This window comes from Serratia sp. PGPR-27, assembly GCF_022678525.1.
GTDB classification, from domain to species: domain Bacteria; phylum Pseudomonadota; class Gammaproteobacteria; order Enterobacterales; family Enterobacteriaceae; genus Serratia; species Serratia nematodiphila.
Map to the genome: position 1 here is coordinate 65,058 of NZ_JALBYS010000023.1, position 19,850 is coordinate 84,907.

Annotated in this window: 18 protein-coding genes and 1 tRNA gene; 15 read left to right on the top strand and 4 right to left on the bottom strand. The window is 58.5% G+C overall.

Annotated features, from left to right (window positions below):
* Positions 1-320 precede the first annotated feature (320 nt).
* The 5 genes from sdhE to creD all read left to right on the top strand — a co-directional run bounded on the left by sdhE (position 321) and on the right by creD (position 4,545).
* Entirely contained in the window at positions 321-587 is a 267-nt protein-coding gene (sdhE, locus tag MMS95_RS14310; protein ID WP_004931679.1) for an FAD assembly factor SdhE, read from the top strand.
* Positions 568-990, top strand: coding sequence for a protein YgfX (locus MMS95_RS14315; protein WP_033632171.1), 423 nt, complete (start codon positions 568-570; stop codon positions 988-990). The genes sdhE and MMS95_RS14315 overlap by 20 nt, the downstream gene beginning before the upstream one ends.
* A complete protein-coding gene (gene creB, locus MMS95_RS14320; protein WP_033632172.1) occupies positions 990-1,685 on the top strand; it encodes a two-component system response regulator CreB in 696 nt (231 codons plus the stop codon). Before MMS95_RS14315 ends, creB begins: the two co-directional genes overlap by 1 nt.
* Positions 1,682-3,100 (top strand): two-component system sensor histidine kinase CreC, encoded by a 1,419-nt coding sequence (gene creC, locus MMS95_RS14325; protein ID WP_033632173.1) that lies wholly within the window; start codon positions 1,682-1,684, stop codon positions 3,098-3,100. The genes creB and creC overlap by 4 nt, the downstream gene beginning before the upstream one ends.
* Before the next feature lie 80 nt (positions 3,101-3,180).
* Positions 3,181-4,545, top strand: coding sequence for a cell envelope integrity protein CreD (creD, locus tag MMS95_RS14330; protein WP_085337104.1), 1,365 nt, complete (start codon positions 3,181-3,183; stop codon positions 4,543-4,545).
* A gap of 34 nt (positions 4,546-4,579) precedes the next feature.
* Here the strand turns inward: creD and fldB are convergent, their stop codons facing one another.
* Positions 4,580-5,098, bottom strand: coding sequence for a flavodoxin FldB (gene fldB, locus MMS95_RS14335; protein ID WP_004931683.1), 519 nt, complete (start codon positions 5,096-5,098; stop codon positions 4,580-4,582).
* A 106-nt stretch (positions 5,099-5,204) separates the two neighbouring features.
* Between fldB and xerD the strand changes: the two genes are divergently transcribed.
* The 6 genes from xerD to MMS95_RS14365 all read left to right on the top strand — a co-directional run bounded on the left by xerD (position 5,205) and on the right by MMS95_RS14365 (position 11,600).
* Positions 5,205-6,104 (top strand): site-specific tyrosine recombinase XerD, encoded by a 900-nt coding sequence (gene xerD, locus MMS95_RS14340; protein ID WP_004931685.1) that lies wholly within the window; start codon positions 5,205-5,207, stop codon positions 6,102-6,104.
* A gap of 26 nt (positions 6,105-6,130) precedes the next feature.
* On the top strand, positions 6,131-6,847 hold the full coding sequence (gene dsbC / locus MMS95_RS14345) for a bifunctional protein-disulfide isomerase/oxidoreductase DsbC (RefSeq protein ID WP_004931688.1): 717 nt from the start codon (positions 6,131-6,133) through the stop codon (positions 6,845-6,847).
* A 6-nt stretch (positions 6,848-6,853) separates the two neighbouring features.
* A complete protein-coding gene (gene recJ, locus MMS95_RS14350) occupies positions 6,854-8,587 on the top strand; it encodes a single-stranded-DNA-specific exonuclease RecJ (RefSeq protein WP_015378966.1) in 1,734 nt (577 codons plus the stop codon).
* 166 nt (positions 8,588-8,753) lie between these two features.
* Positions 8,754-9,852 (top strand): peptide chain release factor 2 gene (gene prfB / locus MMS95_RS14355; RefSeq protein ID WP_096242572.1). Its coding sequence is split into 2 segments (ribosomal slippage): positions 8,754-8,828 and positions 8,830-9,852, totalling 1,098 coding nucleotides; the frame shifts between segments, so codons are not numbered across the junction.
* A gap of 9 nt (positions 9,853-9,861) precedes the next feature.
* Entirely contained in the window at positions 9,862-11,379 is a 1,518-nt protein-coding gene (gene lysS, locus MMS95_RS14360) for a lysine--tRNA ligase (RefSeq protein ID WP_004931697.1), read from the top strand.
* Positions 11,380-11,526: 147 nt separating this feature from the next.
* Positions 11,527-11,600 (top strand) — tRNA-Gly (locus tag MMS95_RS14365).
* Between the two features lie 200 nt (positions 11,601-11,800).
* On the opposite strand, the gene MMS95_RS14370 is transcribed toward MMS95_RS14365, so the two are convergent.
* Both MMS95_RS14370 and MMS95_RS14375 read right to left on the bottom strand, forming a co-directional pair.
* Complete coding sequence (locus MMS95_RS14370) at positions 11,801-13,111, bottom strand: MFS transporter (RefSeq protein WP_242141817.1); 1,311 nt, start codon at positions 13,109-13,111, stop codon at positions 11,801-11,803.
* Between the two features lie 85 nt (positions 13,112-13,196).
* Positions 13,197-14,147, bottom strand: coding sequence for a 2-hydroxyacid dehydrogenase (locus tag MMS95_RS14375; protein WP_015378963.1), 951 nt, complete (start codon positions 14,145-14,147; stop codon positions 13,197-13,199).
* 571 nt (positions 14,148-14,718) lie between these two features.
* On the opposite strand from MMS95_RS14375, the gene MMS95_RS14380 reads away from it, so the two are divergent.
* The 4 genes from MMS95_RS14380 to MMS95_RS14395 all read left to right on the top strand — a co-directional run bounded on the left by MMS95_RS14380 (position 14,719) and on the right by MMS95_RS14395 (position 19,195).
* Entirely contained in the window at positions 14,719-15,189 is a 471-nt protein-coding gene (locus MMS95_RS14380) for a YhcH/YjgK/YiaL family protein (protein ID WP_015378962.1), read from the top strand.
* 375 nt (positions 15,190-15,564) lie between these two features.
* Positions 15,565-16,152, top strand: a complete 588-nt coding sequence (locus MMS95_RS14385; RefSeq protein WP_154871753.1) for a sugar dehydrogenase complex small subunit — start codon at positions 15,565-15,567, stop codon at positions 16,150-16,152.
* Complete coding sequence (locus MMS95_RS14390) at positions 16,149-17,801, top strand: GMC family oxidoreductase (protein ID WP_025304112.1); 1,653 nt, start codon at positions 16,149-16,151, stop codon at positions 17,799-17,801. The genes MMS95_RS14385 and MMS95_RS14390 overlap by 4 nt, the downstream gene beginning before the upstream one ends.
* Entirely contained in the window at positions 17,798-19,195 is a 1,398-nt protein-coding gene (locus MMS95_RS14395; protein WP_242141819.1) for a cytochrome c, read from the top strand. The genes MMS95_RS14390 and MMS95_RS14395 overlap by 4 nt, the downstream gene beginning before the upstream one ends.
* Before the next feature lie 119 nt (positions 19,196-19,314).
* Here MMS95_RS14395 and MMS95_RS14400 read toward each other — a convergent pair.
* Positions 19,315-19,850 (bottom strand): substrate-binding domain-containing protein (locus tag MMS95_RS14400; RefSeq protein ID WP_242141821.1); only part of this gene is annotated, 536 nt, incomplete at its 5' end.

The window sequence follows — 19,850 nt, forward strand, 5'->3', positions numbered from 1 at the left end:
AGTAAGTTCCTGCTCAACGTTTAGCTTACCTGAAGGGTATTGGACCCATGGTAAAAGAGGCGGCGGGCTTTGCAAACTGTTATTCGCGCCGCGGCGCCGGGGGGCGCTTTTTTTGGCATTTTGCGCTTTATTGCGTTTTCCGCCACAAAGCGCCTTCCCGGCGTGTATGTCAAATTGTTACTCTATAGGCTTGCGGCCAGGGCACCCTTGCAGACAGATCCCCGGTTGATGGAATTATATTGCGACGGCGTTGCCATACAGTGTGTCATTTGAACCCTGCGCTGGCGCTGCCGCGCTGAAAAGAGGTGAGTCATAACAACATGGATATTAACAACAAAGCACGTATTCACTGGGCTTGCCGCCGTGGCATGCGCGAGCTGGACATCTCCATCATGCCGTTCTTCGAATACGAATACGACAGCCTGAATGATGCGGACAAGGCGCTGTTTATCCGCCTGCTGGAGTGCGACGATCCCGATTTGTTCAACTGGCTGATGAATCATGGCGCGCCGCAGGACGGCGAGCTGCAGAGAATGGTGACCCTGATCCAAACGCGAAATAAAGACCGTGGCCCAGTGGCGATGTGATATCCGCATTTCCTGGCGCACCCAGCTGTTTTCACTGTTGACCCACGGCGTTCTGATCCTGCTGATCCTGATTTCGCCCTGGCCGGAAGGCTTTGGCCCGCTCTGGCTGGTGCTGCTGACGCTGGTGGTGTTTCAGTGCATTCGCAGCCAGAAGCGCATCGCCGCGGTGCAGGGCGAGCTGCGGCTGCTGGCGGATCGGCGTTTCAGCTGGCACGGCCGCGAGTGGCGACTGGCGAAAAAACCGTGGATGCCGGGTTACGGCATGCTGTTGACGCTGCAGCCGATGGAAGGCAAAAAGCGCCGCCGGCTGTGGCTGGCTTCCGACTGCATGAGCAAAGAGGAATGGCGCCACCTGCGGCAGCTGTTGCTGTATCCGCCGGCGGGTGACGGCGAGGAGTCCTGATGAAACCCGTACTCTGGTTGGTGGAGGATGAACCCAGCATTGCCGATACGCTGGTTTACACGCTGGAGAGCGAAGGCTTCGAGGTACGTTGGTTCGAACGCGCGGAGCCGGCGTTGCAGGCACTGGCGCAGGGGGCGCCCGCGCTCGCTATCCTCGATGTTGGTTTGCCGGATATCAACGGCTTTGAATTGTGTCGCCGCCTGTTGGCTCAGGCGGCCGACCTGCCGATTCTGTTTCTTACCGCCCGCAGTGATGAAGTGGATCGCCTGATCGGGCTGGAGATCGGCGCCGACGACTATGTCGCCAAGCCGTTCTCCCCGCGCGAGGTCAGCGCACGGGTGCGCACCATTTTGCGCCGCCTGCATAAGCAGCAGCGCCTGCAACAGAGCGCGCGCTACCATTTCGGCGCTTTCGTCCTCGACGAAGATGCGGCCACCATCTCCTACCATCAGCGGCCGCTGCCGCTGACCCGTTATGAATACCTGTTGCTGAAGACACTGTTGTTGGCGCCTGGACGGGTGTTCTCGCGGCAGCAACTGATGGAAAGCGTTTGGGCGCAGGCGGAAGAAAGCCTGGAGCGCACCGTCGATACCCACATAAAAACCCTGCGCGCCAAGCTGCGTGCGGTTGAACCCGGTGAGCCGCCGATCCACACCCACCGCGGATTGGGCTACAGCGTGAGCCGCCAGCCATGAAAATTGGCCTGCGCCTGCTGCTGGGATATTTCCTGATTGTGGCGGTGGCCGGGTACTTCGTGCTGAGCATTTTCGTCCAGGAAGTGAAGCCCGGCGTGCGGCGCGCCACCGAAGGCACGCTGGTGGATACCGCCAATCTGCTGGCGCAGATCGCCCGTCAGGACATGCAGCGCGGCGATGCGGCGCATGGCCAACTGGCGCAGGCGTTTACGCAGCTGAACCAGCGGCCGATCGGCGCCAATATCTCCGGCATCCGCAAGGATCGCAGCGAATACCACGTCTATCTTACCGATGCGCGAGGCAAGGTCATCTTCGATTCCGCCGGCCGCGCTCAGGGGCAGGATTATTCCCGCTGGAATGACGTTTATCGGACGCTGCGCGGCCAATACGGCGCCCGCAGCACCCGCAGCGACCCGCAGGATGAAAACAGTTCGGTGATGTATGTGGCCGCGCCGGTGATAGAACAAGGGCATATTATCGGCGTGCTTACCGTGGGCAAGCCCAACAGCACCATGGCGCCGGTGATCAAACGCAGCGAACGGCGCATTTTGTGGGCCGGCGCATTGCTGCTGGGGATCGCGCTGCTGATCGGGGCGGCGTTCGTCTGGTGGATCAACCGTTCCATAGGCCGGCTGGTGCGTTATGCCGACGGGGTGGCGCAAGGGGAAACCGCGCCGTTGCCCAAAGTGGGCGGCCGGGAATTGACGCAGCTGGCGCAGGCGTTGGAGAGCATGCGTCTGAAGCTGGAAGGCAAAGCTTATATCGAACAGTATGCACATACCCTGACGCATGAGCTGAAAAGCCCGCTGGCGGCGATCCGGGGGGCGGCGGAGCTGTTGCAGGAGCTGCCACCGCCGGAGACAGCCCGGCGCTTTCTCACCAATATTGAGCAGCAAAGCGCACGCATCCAGCAACTGGTGGACAAACTGCTGGTGCAGGCGCGGCTGGAGAGCCGGCCAGAAATGGAGACCGCGCCCCTCGCGATCGCGGCGCTGATCGGCCAGACGGTGGCGGGCAAAGAGGCGCAGGCGACGCAGCGCGGCGTCAGATTGCAACTGGAGGCGTTGGCGGAGGTGACGCTGAACGGCGATGCGTTGCTGATCAGCCAGGCGCTGACCAACCTGCTGGACAACGCGATCGACTTTACCCCGCCGGGCGGTTGCGTCAGCGTGCGAGGCGAACGGCGGGAACAGCGTTATTGCATCAGCGTTTGCGATGACGGCAGCGGCATTCCGGACTATGCGCTCGATAAGGTGTTTGAGCGTTTTTATTCGCTGCCGCGCGCCGAACGGCCGAAAAGCAGCGGGCTGGGCCTGAACTTCGTGCAGGAGGTCGCGCGTCTGCATCATGGCGGCATTCACCTGCGCAACCGCCGGCCGCACGGGGTGGAAGCGACTTTCATTTTATCGCTGTGACTTCACCTTCCCTTCACATAACCACATTCTGATTTCACCAGCGGGTTTTATCGTGGCCTCATTACCTACGAGGAGTGAGCATGATGAAATCGGTACTTTTCTGGAAAATAACCACGCTGCTGGGATTGATGGTGGTGATGTTGATCCCCATCACCCAACTGATGAGCGTGATCGACGAACGCAGCGGCTATCGGCAAAGCGTGGTCGGGCAGGTGAGCGAAAGCACCAGCGGGGCTCAGCGCATACTCGGTCCGTTGATTGTCATTCCCTACGTCGAACAAGAAGAGAAGAAAGACGAGAAAGGGCAAACGGTGGTGCAGCGAGTGCAGCATTACCGCTATGTGCTGCCGGAGTCGCTTCAGGTACAGGGCGCGCCGAATGTGGAGGTGCGCAAGCTGGGCATTTATCAGACACAGGTTTACCAGGGGCCGCTAAACTTCAAGGTGCGTTTCGGCCAGCCGGAACTGTCGGATTTGCAACGCGCCAACGTGACCGTCGGCCAGCCGTTCCTGCTGGTGGCGCTGAGCGACTCTCGCGGCATCAAGCGCATTTCCCCGCTGGCAACACCGCAGCCGGTGGCGTTTGAACCGGGCACCGGCGTGGGGTCGTTGCGTCAGGGGATCCACGCACCGCTGACGCTGGCGGCTCTGCAACAAAAAGAGGGGCTGAACGCCGACTTTACCCTGACGCTGGCGGGCACCAGCAGCCTGTCGCTGGTGCCGCTGGGGCGCAGCAGCGAGCTGCAACTGCAAAGCAACTGGCCACACCCGAATTTCCTCGGCAACTTCCTGCCGGATGAACGTAAGGTGACGGAGCAAGGGTTTAGCGCTCGCTGGCGCAGCACCTGGTTCGCCAACAACATCAACAGTGCGTTTCATTACGACGATGGCATTATCGACGAGGACAAACTGCCTGCCTTCAGCGCCAGCCTGGTCGAACCGGTCGATCACTATCAGCTGACCGAGCGCGCGGTCAAATACGCGCTGTTGTTTATCGGGCTGACGTTTATGGCGTTTTTCCTGTTCGAAACCCTGACCGGGCTGCGGGTGCATCCGATTCAGTACCTGCTGGTCGGCGCGGCGCTGGTGTTGTTCTACCTGATTCTGCTGGCTTTCTCCGAACACCTGGGATTCGCTCTCGCTTACCTGGCGGCCAGCATCGCCTGCAGCGGCCTGATCGGCTTCTATCTGTGCGCCGTACTGCGCGGCAAGCTGCGCGGTACGCTGTTCGCCGCGAGCCTATTGCTGTTGTACGGCGTGCTCTATTTGCTGTTGCAGTCGGAGGACAATGCGTTGGTGCTGGGGGCTGGGCTGCTGTTCGCCATTCTGGCGGGCATTATGCTGTTGACGCGCAAGCTGGACTGGTATCAGGTGGCCGATCCGGCGCGTTTGACCAAGGAAACGCCGGCCGGGGAAGACGAGCCACGCTTCCGGCTGTGGAAATAGTGAGGGAAATCGGGCGCTACGCGCCCGATAGCGGCTACAGCAGCGGCTCCATCTCCAACAGGATCTGTTCGCACCATTGCTGCAGGCGCTCTTCGCTCAGATCGTATTGGTTGACCTCATCGAGCGCCAGGCCGACGAAGTGTTTGCCGTCGGCGCTCAGCGGTTTGGGGCTGGTGAACTCGAAACCCTCAGTGGGCCAGAAGCCGATGAACTGTACGCCCAGCGGCGCGATGTGATCGTGCAGCATGCCCAGCGCGTCGAGGAACCACTCACCGTAACCGAGTTGATCGCCCATGCCGTACATGGCGACGATCTTGCCTTTCAGATCCAGCGCCGCCAGCTGCGGCCAGATCGCTTCCCAGTCTTCCTGCAGTTCGCCGAAATCCCAGGTCGGGATGCCGAGGATCAGAATGGAATAGTCCTCCATCAGCTTGGGCGATACGTCTTTCAGGTTGTGCAGGTCGACCAGGTCTTCACCCAGAATCTCACGGATTTTTTCTGCCGCCATTTCGGTGTAGCAGGTGCTGGAGCCGTAAAACAGACCAATCTTCATGTGTAAACCGTTACGTTGCTGTTTAGAGAATTGCAGCGAGTATACCTGATTTGCCCCGGCTTAAGGCATAATGGCGCGGGTGGAAATGCAACAAAGAGAGGACCGCGTGCAACAGCAAGACAATGCGCTGATTGAACAATTCCTGGATGCGCTGTGGCTTGAGCGCAATCTGGCGGAAAATACGCTGGCCTCCTATCGGCTGGATTTGCAGGCCCTGGGCGCCTGGCTTGGCCAGCAGAAGACCGATTTGCTGCAGGCGCAGGCGCTGGATCTGCAGGCGTTTCTCGCCGAGCGGGTGGATGGCGGTTACAAGGCCACCAGCTCCGCGCGTTTGTTGAGCGCCATGAGGCGCCTGTTTCAATATCTGTACCGCGAAAAGCTGCGCGCCGACGATCCCACCGCGCAGCTGGCGTCTCCCAAACTGCCGCAGCGCTTGCCGAAGGATCTGAGCGAGGCGCAGGTCGATGCGTTGCTGCAGGCGCCCTGCGTCGATCAGCCGCTGGAGCTGCGCGACAAGGCGATGCTCGAAGTGTTGTACGCCACCGGGCTGCGGGTTTCCGAGCTGGTGGGGCTGAACATCAGCGACGTCAGCCTGCGTCAGGGCGTGGTGCGGGTGATCGGCAAGGGCAACAAGGAGCGGCTGGTGCCGCTGGGCGAAGAGGCGGTCTACTGGATCGAAAACTATCTGGAGCACGGCCGCCCATGGCTGGTCAACGGCCAGACGCTGGATGTGCTGTTCCCCAGCACCCGCTGCCAGCAAATGACCCGACAGACGTTCTGGCATCGCATCAAACACTATGCCATCCTTGCGGGCATCGACAGCGAGCGTCTGTCGCCGCACGTGTTGCGGCACGCGTTCGCTACCCATTTGCTGAACCATGGGGCCGATCTCCGTGTCGTACAGATGTTGTTAGGGCACAGCGATCTCTCGACCACGCAAATTTATACTCATGTAGCGACCGAACGACTGAAACAGCTACATCAACAGCATCACCCGCGCGCCTGAGCGGCGGGTTCGAAAGGATTGGAATAATGAAAAAAGGTTTAATGCTGCTTTCACTGCTGGTGGCCTCGGTGGCCGGCGCCGCCCATGCCGATGACGCGGCGATCAAAAAAGCGCTCGCCAGCCTGGGCATCCAGCAGGCGGACGTGCAGCCTTCACCGGTCAACGGCCTGAAAACCGTGCTGACCGACAGCGGCGTGCTGTACGCCTCCGAAGACGGCAAGCACATCCTGCAGGGCCCGCTGTTCGACGTCAGCGGCAAAGAGCCGGTCAACGTGACCAACCAACTGCTGAGCAGCAAGATGGACGCGCTGAAAGATCAGATGATCGTGTACAAGGCGCCGAAAGAGAAACACGTGATCACCGTGTTCACCGACATCACCTGCGGTTACTGTCACAAGCTGCATCAGCAGATGAAAGAGTACAACGATCTGGGTATTACCGTGCGTTACCTGGCATTCCCGCGCCAGGGGCTGGCATCCCAGGCTGAAAAAGACATGCAGTCGATCTGGTGCACCGCCGACAAGGCCAAGGCGTTCGACGCCGCCATGAAGGGCGACGCCGTTTCTCCGGCGACCTGTAAAACCGACATCAGCAAGCATTACGAGCTGGGCGTACAGTTCGGCATTCAGGGCACGCCGGCCATCATCCTGGAAAACGGCATGATGATCCCGGGCTATCAGGGGCCGAAAGAGATGGCCGCCATGCTGGATGCGCACCAGGCCGCCACCAAAGCCGGTGGTTAATCGCCGGTGAGTATCAAAACGCAACTACGCCGCCGCCCGGCGGCGGACGACACGCATCTGCCCGCCAGTTTGCCGCCGCTGCTGCGCCGGCTTTACGCCCTGCGCGGCGTGCAGGCTGAGCAAGAGTTGGAACGCAGCGTCAAGGGCATGCTGCCCTGGCAACAGTTGGACGGTATCGACGACGCCGTCAGCCTGCTGCAACAGGCGCTGGCCGACGGCCGCCGCATCATGGTGGTGGGCGATTTCGACGCCGATGGCGCCACCAGCACCGCGCTGACGGTGTTGGCGCTGCGCAGCATGGGCGGCGCAGCCGTCGATTATCTGGTGCCAAACCGCTTCGAAGACGGCTACGGCCTGAGCCCTGAAGTGGTGGAGCAGGCGGCGGCGCGCGGCGCAGAACTCATTGTCACCGTCGATAACGGCATCTCCTCCCACGCCGGCGTCGACGTGGCGCACGCCAAAGGCATGCAGGTGCTGGTGACCGATCACCACCTGCCGGGCGAGACCCTGCCGGCGGCTGAAGCGATCGTCAATCCCAACCTGCGCGGCTGCGCCTTCCCGTCCAAATCGCTGGCGGGGGTAGGCGTGGCGTTCTACCTGATGCTGGCGCTGCGCGCCCGGCTGCGGGACAGCGGCTGGTTCGAGCAGCGCGCGCTGGCGATGCCGAATCTGGCGGAACTGCTGGATCTGGTGGCGCTCGGCACCGTGGCCGACGTGGTGCCGCTGGACGCCAACAACCGCATTCTGGTGTATCAGGGGTTAAACCGCATCCGCGCCGGCAAATGCCGACCGGGCATCCGCGCGCTGCTTGAGGTGGCCAACCGCGACGCCCGCCAGCTGGCGGCCAACGATCTCGGTTTCGCCCTCGGCCCGCGCCTCAACGCCGCCGGCCGGCTGGACGACATGTCTATCGGCGTGGCGCTGCTGCTGAGCGACGACATTGCGCAGGCGCGCATGCTGGCCAACGATCTCGATGCGCTGAACCAGACGCGCCGCGAGATAGAGCAGGGCATGCAGGTGGAAGCTCTGCAGCTGTGCGATCAGTTGGAGCGCACCAGCACCGAGCTGCCTTATGGGTTGGCGATGTATCACCCGGAATGGCATCAGGGCGTGGTGGGCATCCTCGCTTCGCGCATCAAAGAGCGTTTCCACCGCCCGGTGATCGCGTTCGCGCCGGCGGGCGACGGCATCCTGAAGGGCTCCGGCCGTTCGGTGCCCGGCTTGCACATGCGCGACGCGCTGGAGCGGCTGGATATGCTGAACCCCGGGCTGATGATGAAGTTCGGCGGCCACGCGATGGCGGCCGGGCTGTCGCTGGAAGAGGCCAAATTCGACGAGTTCCGCCAGCGTTTCGGCGAGCTGGTGGGGGAATGGCTCGATCCGGCGATGCTGGAAGGGGTTATCTGGTCCGACGGCGAACTGGCGATGCAGGAGCTGTCGCTGACCACGGCGGAGCTGCTGCGCGAGGGCGGCCCGTGGGGCCAGGCGTTCCCTGAACCGACCTTCGACGGCAAGTTCCGCATTCTGCAGCAGCGGCTGGTGGGCGAGAAACACCTGAAGCTGATGGTGGAACCGCTCGGCGGCGGCCCGCTGCTCGACGGCATCGCGTTTAACGTGGACACCACGCTGTGGCCGGACAGCAGCGTGCGCGAAGTGGAACTGGCCTACAAGCTCGACGTCAACGAGTTTCGCGGCAACCGCAATGTGCAACTGCTGATCCAGCATCTTTGGCCGCGCTGAAGTGAAATTGAACACAATTCGGGGATTGGGCTCTCCAATCCCCGGCATCCTTCCCGATCGCCACAAAAACTGACCAACTCGCTATAAACTGCCGCCCGGATCCGTTAGAATTAGCGGTTCCAATGGCATTCCGCCATCGACGACATCAACGTAAAAGAACGAAACCATGTTTGAAATTAACCCGGTAAAAAACCGAATTCAGGACCTGTCCGAGCGGACTGCGGTTCTTAGGGGGTATCTTTGACTATGATGCCAAGAAGGAACGCCTAGAAGAAGTCAACGCCGAGCTGGAGCAGCCGGACGTCTGGAACGAGCCGGAGCGCGCACAGGCGCTCGGCAAAGAGCGCGCCGCGCTGGAAGCCATCGTTGAAACCATCGATCAGCTGGAGCAGGGCGGCGAAGACGTCGGCGGGCTGCTGGAACTGGCGGTGGAAGCCGACGATGAAGAGACCTTCAACGAAGCGGTCGCCGAGCTGGATCAACTGATGAGCAAGCTGGATCAGTTGGAATTCCGCCGCATGTTCTCCGGCGAATACGACAGCGCCGACTGCTACCTGGATATCCAGGCCGGCTCCGGCGGCACCGAAGCGCAGGACTGGGCCAGCATGCTGCTGCGCATGTACCTGCGCTGGGCTGAAGCCAAGGGCTTCAAGACCGAAGTGATCGAAGAGTCCGACGGCGACGTCGCGGGCCTGAAATCGGCCACCATCAAGATCATCGGCGACTACGCGTTCGGCTGGTTGCGCACTGAAACCGGCGTGCATCGCCTGGTGCGCAAGAGCCCGTTCGACTCCGGCGGCCGTCGCCACACCTCGTTCAGCTCGGTGTTCATCTACCCGGAAGTCGACGACGATATCGATATCGAAATCAACCCGGCGGATCTGCGTATCGACGTGTACCGCGCCTCCGGTGCGGGCGGTCAGCACGTCAACAAAACCGAATCCGCCGTACGTATTACTCACCTGCCAACCAACATCGTGGTGCAGTGCCAGAACGATCGTTCTCAGCATAAGAACAAGGATCAAGCGTTTAAACAGCTGCGAGCCAAGCTGTACGAGTTTGAGATGCAAAAGAAAAATGCTGATAAGCAGACGATGGAAGACAACAAGTCCGACATCGGCTGGGGCAGCCAAATCCGTTCTTACGTGCTGGATGACTCCCGCATCAAGGATTTGCGCACCAACGTCGAAACGCGTAACACGCAGGCCGTACTGGATGGCGACCTGGATAAATTCATTGAGGCAAGTTTGAAAGCCGGGTTATGAGGAATAGAAATGTCTGAACAACAAGTACAGGGCGCCGATCAGGCGCTGGATCTCAATAACGAACTGCAGTCCCGCCGCGAGAAACTGGCCGGCCTGCGTGAGAACGGCATTGCGTTCCCGAACGACTTCCGTCGCGACTCCACCTCCGACAAACTGCACGCCGCGTACGGCGATAAAGACAACGAAGAGCTGGAAGCGCTGGGCGTAGAAGTGACCGTCGCCGGCCGCATGATGACCCGCCGCATTATGGGCAAGGCATCCTTCGTTACGCTGCAGGACGTGGGCGGCCGCATTCAGCTGTACGTCGCGCGCGACGATCTGGCTGAAGGCGTGTACAACGAGCAGTTCAAGAAGTGGGACCTGGGCGATATCCTCGGCGCGCGCGGCAAGCTGTTCAAAACCAAGACCGGCGAACTGTCGATCCACTGCACCGAACTGCGTCTGCTGACCAAAGCGCTGCGTCCGCTGCCGGACAAATTCCACGGCCTGGCGGATCAGGAAACCCGTTACCGCCAGCGTTACCTGGATCTGATCGCCAACGAAGAATCGCGCAACACCTTCAAGGTGCGTTCGCAGGTGATGTCCGCTATCCGTAACTTCATGGTGGAACGCGGCTTCATGGAAGTCGAAACCCCGATGATGCAGGTGATCCCGGGCGGCGCGTCCGCGCGTCCGTTCATCACCCACCACAATGCGCTGGATATCGACATGTACCTGCGCATCGCGCCGGAACTGTATCTGAAGCGTCTGGTGGTCGGCGGCTTCGAGCGCGTGTTCGAAATCAACCGCAACTTCCGCAACGAAGGCGTTTCTCCGCGTCATAACCCAGAGTTCACCATGATGGAACTCTACATGGCTTACGCGGATTACAAAGACCTGATCGAGCTGACCGAGACCCTGTTCCGCACCCTGACCGAGAAAGTGCTGGGCACCTCTCAGGTGCAGTACGGCGACGAAGTGTTCGACTTCGGCAAGCCGTTCGAGAAGCTGACCATGACCGAGGCGATCAAGAAATACCGTCCGGAAACCGATCTGGCTGACCTGGCCGACATGGGCAAAGCGGTGGCCATCGCTGAATCCATCGGCATCAAGGTTGAGAAGAGCTGGGGCCTGGGCCGCGTCGTGACCGAGATCTTCGAAGAAGTGGCGGAAAGCCATCTGATTCAGCCGACCTTCATCACCGAGTACCCGGCTGAAGTGTCGCCGCTGGCGCGCCGCAACGACGTGAACCCGGAAATCACCGACCGCTTCGAGTTCTTCATCGGCGGCCGTGAAATCGGCAACGGCTTCTCCGAGCTGAACGACGCTGAAGACCAGGCGCAGCGCTTCGCCGATCAGGTGAACGCCAAAGACGCCGGCGACGACGAAGCGATGTTCTACGACGAAGACTACGTCACCGCGCTGGAGCACGGCCTGCCGCCGACCGCCGGTCTGGGCATCGGCATCGACCGCATGGTGATGCTGTTCACCAACAGCCACACCATCCGCGACGTGATTCTGTTCCCGGCGATGCGCCCACAGAAATAATCCCGTTTAGCGTGCAACAACCGGTGCAGGCAACTGCGCCGGTTTTTTTTCGTCTACGGGACTTAACCGCTTAAAACATCGACAGTTACGCGCCATCTCCGCTTGCCCGTCGCCGATAACCGGTTATAATGCCTGTCGCACACCGATGCGGGTGTAGTTCAATGGTAGAACGGCAGCTTCCCAAGCTGCATACGAGGGTTCGATTCCCTTCACCCGCTCCAATCTCCCTATGCATCACCCCATTGAGTTATAACCGTTTTTAGAAAAGCTGATTCTCAACGATCGCATCACCGTTTGGTGCGGGTTGGCGTGTGAGTCGCTCAAGCCATTGGCCTGGCATTTAACCGCGATAACACAACGCGCCGCCCAATCCTGATGCGGGTGTGAGCCGCCGTTGCTGCCCACAGCGCGCCATTACCGTTTAACTCCACTTCTGTTTAGCCCCGGATGGCAGGCGGTTGTCCGTTTCTTCGCAGGAGCGGTCGCATTCTTTCGGCAGCAGGAAGGTGATACTTCCTGCCAGCAACAGCGATGCCGCCAGCGCGCAAACCGCGACGTTCTGTCCGTACAGATAAATCATGACGCCTACCAGATAGGGGCCGCAGAACCCACCGAGGTTGCCCAGCCCGTTGATCACCCCGCGTGCGCTGCCCGCCACTTCCGCCGCCGCAATGCGTCCGGGAATTGACCAGAAGGGGCTGGTCGCCGCTTTAAGGAAGAAGCCGCACACCACCAGCGCGATATAGGCGGCCACCACGTGCTCATGCAGGATCACCGAGGCTATCAGCGCCGCCGCAAAACAGTACAGGGAGATCCTGACCCACAAACGGCGTTTACCGCTGCGATCGCTGAACATCGAAATCACATAAATCCCCGCCAGAGTGGCAACAAACGGCAGGATCGCCAATACCCCAACATTGGCCATGCTGCCACCGGTCAGGTTTTTCAAGATGGTGGGCAGCCACAACGTATACCCATAGTCTCCGGTCTGGTAAAAGAAATTCAGCACGACCAGGCGCATCAATCCCTTGTTGCGAAACACCGCTTTTAACGGCGCCTTCGCTGCCGGCACCCTCCCTTCCCGCGCTTTGCGCTCTCGGGCCAGTTCGGTCAATAAATAGTCGCGTTCCTTCGCCGGTAGCCAACGCGCCTCTTCCGGACGGTCACTGATTACCAGCCACCAAATGGCCAACACCACGACCGACAACAAGCCTTCGATAATGAACAGCCAGCGCCAGTCGAGAGTGGCAATAATCGCGCCGGAAACCGGGGCGGTCAGCATCCCCCCTAGTGGGGCAAACATCATGACAAAGGCATTGGCGCGCCCCAGTTCTTTTTCCGGAAACCAATTGCTTACCATGGTCAGCACGACGGGCAACATTCCCCCTTCGGAGATCCCGAGAATAAAACGCAGCACGAGCAGTTGATATTCATGGGTGACGAATCCGGTGGCGATAGAGACAATCGCCCAGGCCACGAGCGACCAGGCTATAAAACGTTTTCCGCTACCGTAAACCGCAAGTCGTCCGCCAGGGATTTGCAGAAATAAATAACCAATAAAAAAGATACCGCTGGCCACGCCAGCCATCTGGCTGGTAATGCCTAAATCCTGTTCCATGCCGCCCGGCAGAGCAAAGCTGATATTAACGCGATCCATAAATGAAATAATGCAGGTGATAAGGATCGGCGCGATAACCCGCAGCCAGCGAGTTCCTGGTATTTTATCGGTCATAATAGCGTCTCGATGATATCCGCCATTCACAGAGGATATTGAGTTGGCGGATAAAAATGATTATTCGTAACTCAAACGATCATTTTTATTGAATTAACCCAGGAATATCCTGATGTGAAAAATAACCTGCCAGATTATCCAAAACGGATTGGCTCATTCCCTGACGAGTTTCTACGGTAGCGCTGGCCACATGGGGTTGAAGCAGAACATTCTCGAGAGCAAAGAACGCTGTCGGGACATGGGGTTCGTTTTCAAAGACATCCAGAGCGGCCCCGGCGATAACATGATTTTGTAACGCCTTTATCAGCGCCGCCTCATCGACCAGGCTGCCGCGGGCAATATTGATAAGCCAGGCGCGTTCGGGCATGGCGTTAAATACACTGGCATCAATAATCCCGCGGTTTTCCGCACTGCCGGATGCCGCGATCACCAGGAAATCACTCTGTGCTGCGAGCGTGTGCAGATCGGCGCACCACTGGTAATCCAGGCCGTCTTTGCGCTGGCGGTCAGTATACAGGATGGTCATATCGAAGCCTTTCGCCCGGCGGGCGATGGCTTGGCCAATATTCCCCATGCCGAAAATACCGATGCGTTTACCGCTCACTTTAGTCGCCAGCGGTGGCGGCGTCGTTTCCCAGCGGCCTTCGCGTACAAATCGGTCCCCCTGGCAGAGGCGGCGGCTGGCGGACAGCATTAGCCCCAGAGCCAGATCTGCCACATCATCGGTCAGCACGCCGGCGGTGATCCCGACGCTGATATGGCGTTCCCGGGTGTAGTTGAGATCGATAGCGTCGGTTCCCACGCCAAAGACAGCAATCATGCCCACCTGCGGCAACTGCTCCAGCGTCTCTCGGGTTACCCCCACATCACCACGGGTGACCACCGCCTGAACGTCTGCGCCATGGCGAACCAGGAAGGCTGGAATATCTGATTGTTCATAGAGACGGAATACCCGGTAGCGGGCGTCCAACGCGGCTTGCAAAGCATCCATCACCGGCGCGATAAGCAAAATGGTAGGTTGAGTGTCAGTGTGCATCGTTGCGATCCTGTCTGAAAAATAGGGGATACCCTGTATCAGACGTTTTTTTACCGCTTATTTTTGCGATCTGCATCACGCCAAAGAGTGTTAAAAAAGCATGTTACTGCTGGCGTGATCTCGTGTGCAATTTCGTGGTTTCTGTCAGTGACTATCGGGGAAAATAACTCATTATGCCCGTAGGGGGAGAAGGCTAAATCGATCGATTTTGGTGAGAGCGGTGAATATCCAGTGATTTTCTGCCGTGGATCACAGGATAAGTAACGTCGTTTCGTAACACTTAATTAAGTGACTTTTGTCACAGTTTTAAGCGGCTAAAAACCGTGAGATAGGTCATGACTTATTTCACCATGCCGAATAGCCTTTCAGGTGGAGTTTACTCACAGTGGTGATAGGCTGTAAATATTAACAACAAAGCGGTTTGCTTTGTTGCTTATTCATAGTGGCGCCCGTAGAACGATCTAATAGCGATTCTACCGTAATTACGCCGAGATTGCCTGTTGCCATAAAAATACCCAGCCATTGTTCTTGTCGGTGAAATACCGAATCGATATCTACCAGAGAAAATATTATGATTATTGATGCCTTAACCACTGCCGTAAATAATAAATTCTATCCGGCAGCCATTCGAAAAATGCTGGCCAGCATTATTGAAAGTGAGCCGTACAATTTACCTGTCGGCCACTATCAGGTGCAGGGTAAACAGATGTTCTTTAACGTCGTTGAAGGGGAAACCAAACTGTTGGCCGACCAGAAGCCGGAGTTTCATCGCCAGTATCTGGATATCCATCTTGTCCTGGAAGGGCGAGAAGTGATTGGCGCCGGGGTTCTGGGGCTGCCTTTGCCGTTGAGTGAGCCATTTAACGAGGCGCACGACCTTGGGTTTAGTCCGGCGATCCCCGGTGAGACTCTCATCCACCTGCAACCCGGTGAACTGGCCGTTATCTTCCCGGGGGAGCTGCATCGCCCGATGAGTACCTGCACAACGCCGGCAGTTCTGCGTAAAATTGTGGCGAAAATCGACGGCGCCCTGCTGACGTAGCAAGACGTTCAGCGGCGGCTGGTACCGCTACTTCAGGCTGCCCGGCGGAAAGCCTCGTTCATCCGCCGTCTGCAGCGATTCCGAAGAATGCGCCTTTCCCGTCAAAGCCATAGCCCCTAAATTTTAAAAATTGAGTTGGGTTGAATAAATGTACGGCAGAGATTACGCCGTATTATTTACAGGGATATTTGCTTCAGATTCAGATTACATCATTAAAGGCCGGAGTTTACCTCTGTAGTCGATGTAGCCAATCTCATAACGCCTTGATCTTTTAATGCGGTTCCTCCCCATTAGCACAATTTTTTATTTTGGTTTGCCTGCGTTCTGATAGATATTAAAAAAACTATATAAAAATAAATTATTTCGGAGCTAATAATGTCGTTGCAAATCGTGCTTACCCGCAGGGAGGCGCTGGGGAAAATGGTGGGCGTCATCGTCGCCGCCAGCCTGTTGCCTTATTCAAATATAACCTATGCCGAACGGGCGCAAATTGCCGCCTCGCCCGTTGAATACGCGCAATTTTTGCAAATTTCGAGAAAAATTACCGAGTTTGACGATTTGGACGTCACACTCTCCGCCCGCTATTTTTCCGCACTGCGCGAACATTTTCCGCAGTTGAACTCGCAACTCAACGCCCTGTTCATCCTGAGCCAGCAAGCCACCGATGCGGAAGCCTTGAACCGACATGCGATTGAACAGGGGCAGAGGGAGCTTATCCAGGCGATCGTGACCGCGTGGTATACCGGAACCGTAGATCCTTCAAACGCTGAGCAGGGTCAGTTGATTAGTTATAAAGAGGCGCTGATGTATCGCACGGTTCAGGATGCCCTGATTGTGCCGACCTGGTGCAATTTTGGCCCGCTGTGGTGGACCGGCTTGCCGCCGGGCGTTACCCGCCAACCTTCCATTCCCGCAACAGATTTGCCTGCCGTAGCCGATAAAAAATATGAGGACCGCGTGTGAAAAGCCCAATAATTAATGCTTCCGGCGATGCAGAGGCCGATGTCGTCATTGTCGGTTCCGGTATTGTGGGCGGTCTGATGGCGGATGCTTTGGTGAGCCAGGGCTACTCGGTGCTGGTGCTTGAGGCAGGCCCGCGCATTGAGCGCGCACAGGCTGTGGAAAACTGGCGCAATATGCCACTGCACAATCGTGCGGGGTCGGATTTTCAGGGGCTTTACCCGCAATCGGAGTACGCCACCGCGCCGCTCTATTTCCCGGAGAACGACTATATCAAACTGACCGGCCCCAATGGCTCAGGCTTTAAACAGGGCTATTTGCGTGTGGTGGGGGGAACCACCTGGCACTGGGCCGCTTCTTGCTGGCGCAACCATCCCAATGATTTTCGCATGAAATCCCTCTATGGCGTGGGGAGAGACTGGCCTATTTCCTACGAAGATATCGAACCGTGGTACGCGAAAGCCGAAGAGGAAATAGGCGTTGCCGGCCCGAATAATCCAGAGTGGCAGTCCCCTGCGGAACGCAGCGGGCCTTACCCGATGGACATGGTGCCCTGGGCCTACGGCGACAGACGCATTGCTGAGATTGTTAATCCTCACGGTTTTAAATCGGTACCCATTCCGCAAGGCCGCAGCACCCGCCCCTGGAACGGACGGCCCACCTGCTGCGGCAATAACAATTGCCAGCCGATTTGCCCTATCGGGGCGATGTACAACGGCATTCACCACGTTGAACGGGCCGAACACAAGGGGGCGAAGGTGATCCCCGAGGCGGTGGTGTACAAAATTGACACCGACGACAATAACCGCGTCACCGCCGTTCACTGGTACGACACGGCGCATAACTCCCATCGGGCGATCGGTAAAACGTTCGTTCTGGCCTGCAATGGGATTGAGAACCCGCGCTTGCTGCTGCTGGCGGCCAACGAAAAGAACCCGAACGGCATCGCGAACAGCTCGGATCAGGTGGGGCGCAACATGATGGATCACTCTGGCCTGCACTGTTCCTTCCTGGCGCGAGAGGCTCTGTGGGTTGGCCGCGGCCCGGCGCAGAGCAGCTGCATGGTGGGGTACCGTGACGGCGCGTTCCGCAGCGACCACTCCGCCAACAAGATCATCATCAACAATATCAACCGGGTGATCCCCTCCGCCCTTGAAGTCCTGAAAACGGGCAAGGTCGGCAAGGCGCTGCAGGATGAAGTGCGCGATCGCGCCAGCCGCTCGGTGGATCTCTCCATCAGCCTGGAACCGCTGCCGGACCCGAACAACCGTCTGACCCTGAGCCCTACCCGCAAAGACAAGCATGGCCTGGCCTGCCCGGACATCCACTACGACGTTGGCGATTACGTGCGCAAGGGGCTGGAAGTGGTCAAAACCCAGCTACGGCAGATTGGCGACTTGTTTGATGCGCAAGAGTTTGTGATTAACGACAAGCTGAATGCCAACAACCACATTATGGGCGGCACGATCATGGGCAGCGATCCCACGAACTCGGTGGTGAACGGCAATTGCCGCGCCCACGATCATGACAACCTTTGGATCCCGGGTGGAGGCGCCATGGTTTCAGCCAGCGTTGTCAACACCACGTTGACGATGGCGGCGCTTGGACTCAAGGCGGCCAATGACGTACTGCGCGCCCTGGAGAGCAAATGAATAAAATCACCCACTCGCTGGCAGCGACGCTGCTGCTGGGAAGCGGCTTCGCGGCGCATGCCCAGGACGGCGATCTGATCGCTAGAGGGCAAGCGCTGGCTATTGCCTCGGACTGCATGGCCTGCCATACGAATACGCAGCAGCAGGGCAAGCCTTTTGCCGGGGGGTACGGCATTGCTTCTCCCATGGGCACTATCTACGCCACCAATATCACCCCATCGGTAAAATACGGCATCGGTGGCTATTCTGAAGCGGCGTTTGCCGAGGTTCTGCGTTCTGGGATCCGGCAAGATGGGACGTATCTCTATCCGGCAATGCCTTACACCGCCTATACCCGTCTGAGTGATGACGAGATCCACGCGTTGTATACCTATTTCATGCATGGCGTTGCCCCGGTCGATGAGCCGGCCAAGCGCCAAACCGATCTGCCGTTTCCGTTTAACATCCGCCTCTCCATGGCGGTGTGGAACATGCTTTATTTGGACGATCGGCGTTTCACCCCGGATGTGACGAAAGGTGAGGCGTGGAACGAGGGGGCCGCGCTGGTGCAGGGGCCGGCTCACTGCGGAACCTGTCATACGCCGCGTAATGTGCTGATGGCGGAAGACAATTCGCGCTTCCTGATGGGGGCATCGTTGGGTTCTTGGTACGCGCCGAATATCACCGCCGATCGCCAGGAAGGGATCGGCGACTGGAGCGAGCAGGAGTTAGTGGACTACCTGAAAACCGGTCGGGCGGAAGGGCGCGCACAAGCTGCGGGGCCAATGGCTGAAGCCGTTGAGCACAGCTTCCAATACCTGACCGACCGGCAGCTGCGGGCGATTGCAACTTACCTGAAGACCGTGCCGTCACAGGGCGAGGGGCGCCAGGGCAATGGCCTTGGCCAGGCGCATTACAACGTTGAGCACCATCTCCGTGGCATGAATTCGCCCAACGCCAACCACACGCTCAATAGCGGCGAGGCGCTCTACAGCGGCTACTGCGCCAGTTGCCATCAGCCGGACGGCAGCGGCAGTTTGAACCAGGCCTACCCTTCGCTATTCAACAACTCCACCACGGCCGCGAGCAATCCGTCAAACCTGATTGCCGCCATTTTGCAGGGGGTTGATCGCCGGGTTGACGGCAAGCACGTACTGATGCCGAGCTTTGGCGCCGGTTCCTATGTCGGAGAGCTGACGGATAAGCAGGTTGCCGATATCGCTAACTTCGTGCTGCAGAAATACGGCAACAGCACGCTGAGCGTGACTGAGGAGGACGTGAGTGAAGTTCGCGCCGGGGGCCCGAAACCGCTGTTGGCGCGCGCACAGCCGATGATTCTGCCTGGCATGGCCGTCGCGGCGGTCGTCATTATTCTGCTGGTCCTATTCTGGCTCCGGCGCCGCAAGGCACGTTAAGGGGGCGTTCGGTCAGGTGGGTGGCGCCATCTGGCCGAATTTCTGGTCGGGATAGCGAGTGATGTTCTTCTGGCGAAGCGGGCAATTATGGCCAGTGCTGAAGTGACTGGCGAGGAAAGCTATATTGTCTCCCCCATTGACAGGCGGAAGTGGAGATCGACACGTTCAATGGTCGGCAGCCCTTTAATTTTTTTTATTATGATTTCTGTCGCCACTTTCCCCATCTCATAGCGTGGCGTCAGTACGCTGGCTAACCGGGGGGTGATGATCTGCCCGATCTCAAGACCGTGAAATCCGGCAATGGCAATTTGCGCTGGAACGCTGATACCGTTTGCCAGGCATTCCTGTAACACGCCCACGGCCAGATCGTCGTTGGTACAGAGAATTCCATCCATATCCGGATACATTTGGCTCGCAAGCGTCATCATGCCCGTCCCAATTGAAATGGAAGAGATCTTATTGGGGGAAATACGACCGGTAGGTAAATCATGGTTAGCCATTGCCTGACAATATCCCGTGTAACGCTGTTCATCGCGGATATCAGACATTGAACCAAAATAGATAATGCGTTTTTTACCGCTGGCCAGCAACATGGTGGTCATATCGTAGCCCTGTCTCTTATACACATCTCCGAGCCCACGAGACTTGTAGCAGG

Excerpts from the sequence above, each read along its gene's own strand:
- sdhE (WP_004931679.1), top strand. The coding sequence starts at position 321 with ATGGATATTAACAACAAAGCACGTATTCACTGGGCTTGCCGCCGTGGC.
- creB (WP_033632172.1), top strand. The coding sequence starts at position 990 with ATGAAACCCGTACTCTGGTTGGTGGAGGATGAACCCAGCATTGCCGAT.
- creC (WP_033632173.1), top strand. The coding sequence starts at position 1,682 with ATGAAAATTGGCCTGCGCCTGCTGCTGGGATATTTCCTGATTGTGGCG.
- creD (WP_085337104.1), top strand. The coding sequence starts at position 3,181 with ATGATGAAATCGGTACTTTTCTGGAAAATAACCACGCTGCTGGGATTG.
- fldB (WP_004931683.1), bottom strand. The coding sequence starts at position 5,098 with ATGAAGATTGGTCTGTTTTACGGCTCCAGCACCTGCTACACCGAAATG.
- dsbC (WP_004931688.1), top strand. The coding sequence starts at position 6,131 with ATGAAAAAAGGTTTAATGCTGCTTTCACTGCTGGTGGCCTCGGTGGCC.
- lysS (WP_004931697.1), top strand. The coding sequence starts at position 9,862 with ATGTCTGAACAACAAGTACAGGGCGCCGATCAGGCGCTGGATCTCAAT.
- MMS95_RS14370 (WP_242141817.1), bottom strand. The coding sequence starts at position 13,111 with ATGACCGATAAAATACCAGGAACTCGCTGGCTGCGGGTTATCGCGCCG.
- MMS95_RS14375 (WP_015378963.1), bottom strand. The coding sequence starts at position 14,147 with ATGCACACTGACACTCAACCTACCATTTTGCTTATCGCGCCGGTGATG.
- MMS95_RS14380 (WP_015378962.1), top strand. The coding sequence starts at position 14,719 with ATGATTATTGATGCCTTAACCACTGCCGTAAATAATAAATTCTATCCG.
- MMS95_RS14385 (WP_154871753.1), top strand. The coding sequence starts at position 15,565 with ATGTCGTTGCAAATCGTGCTTACCCGCAGGGAGGCGCTGGGGAAAATG.
- MMS95_RS14395 (WP_242141819.1), top strand. The coding sequence starts at position 17,798 with ATGAATAAAATCACCCACTCGCTGGCAGCGACGCTGCTGCTGGGAAGC.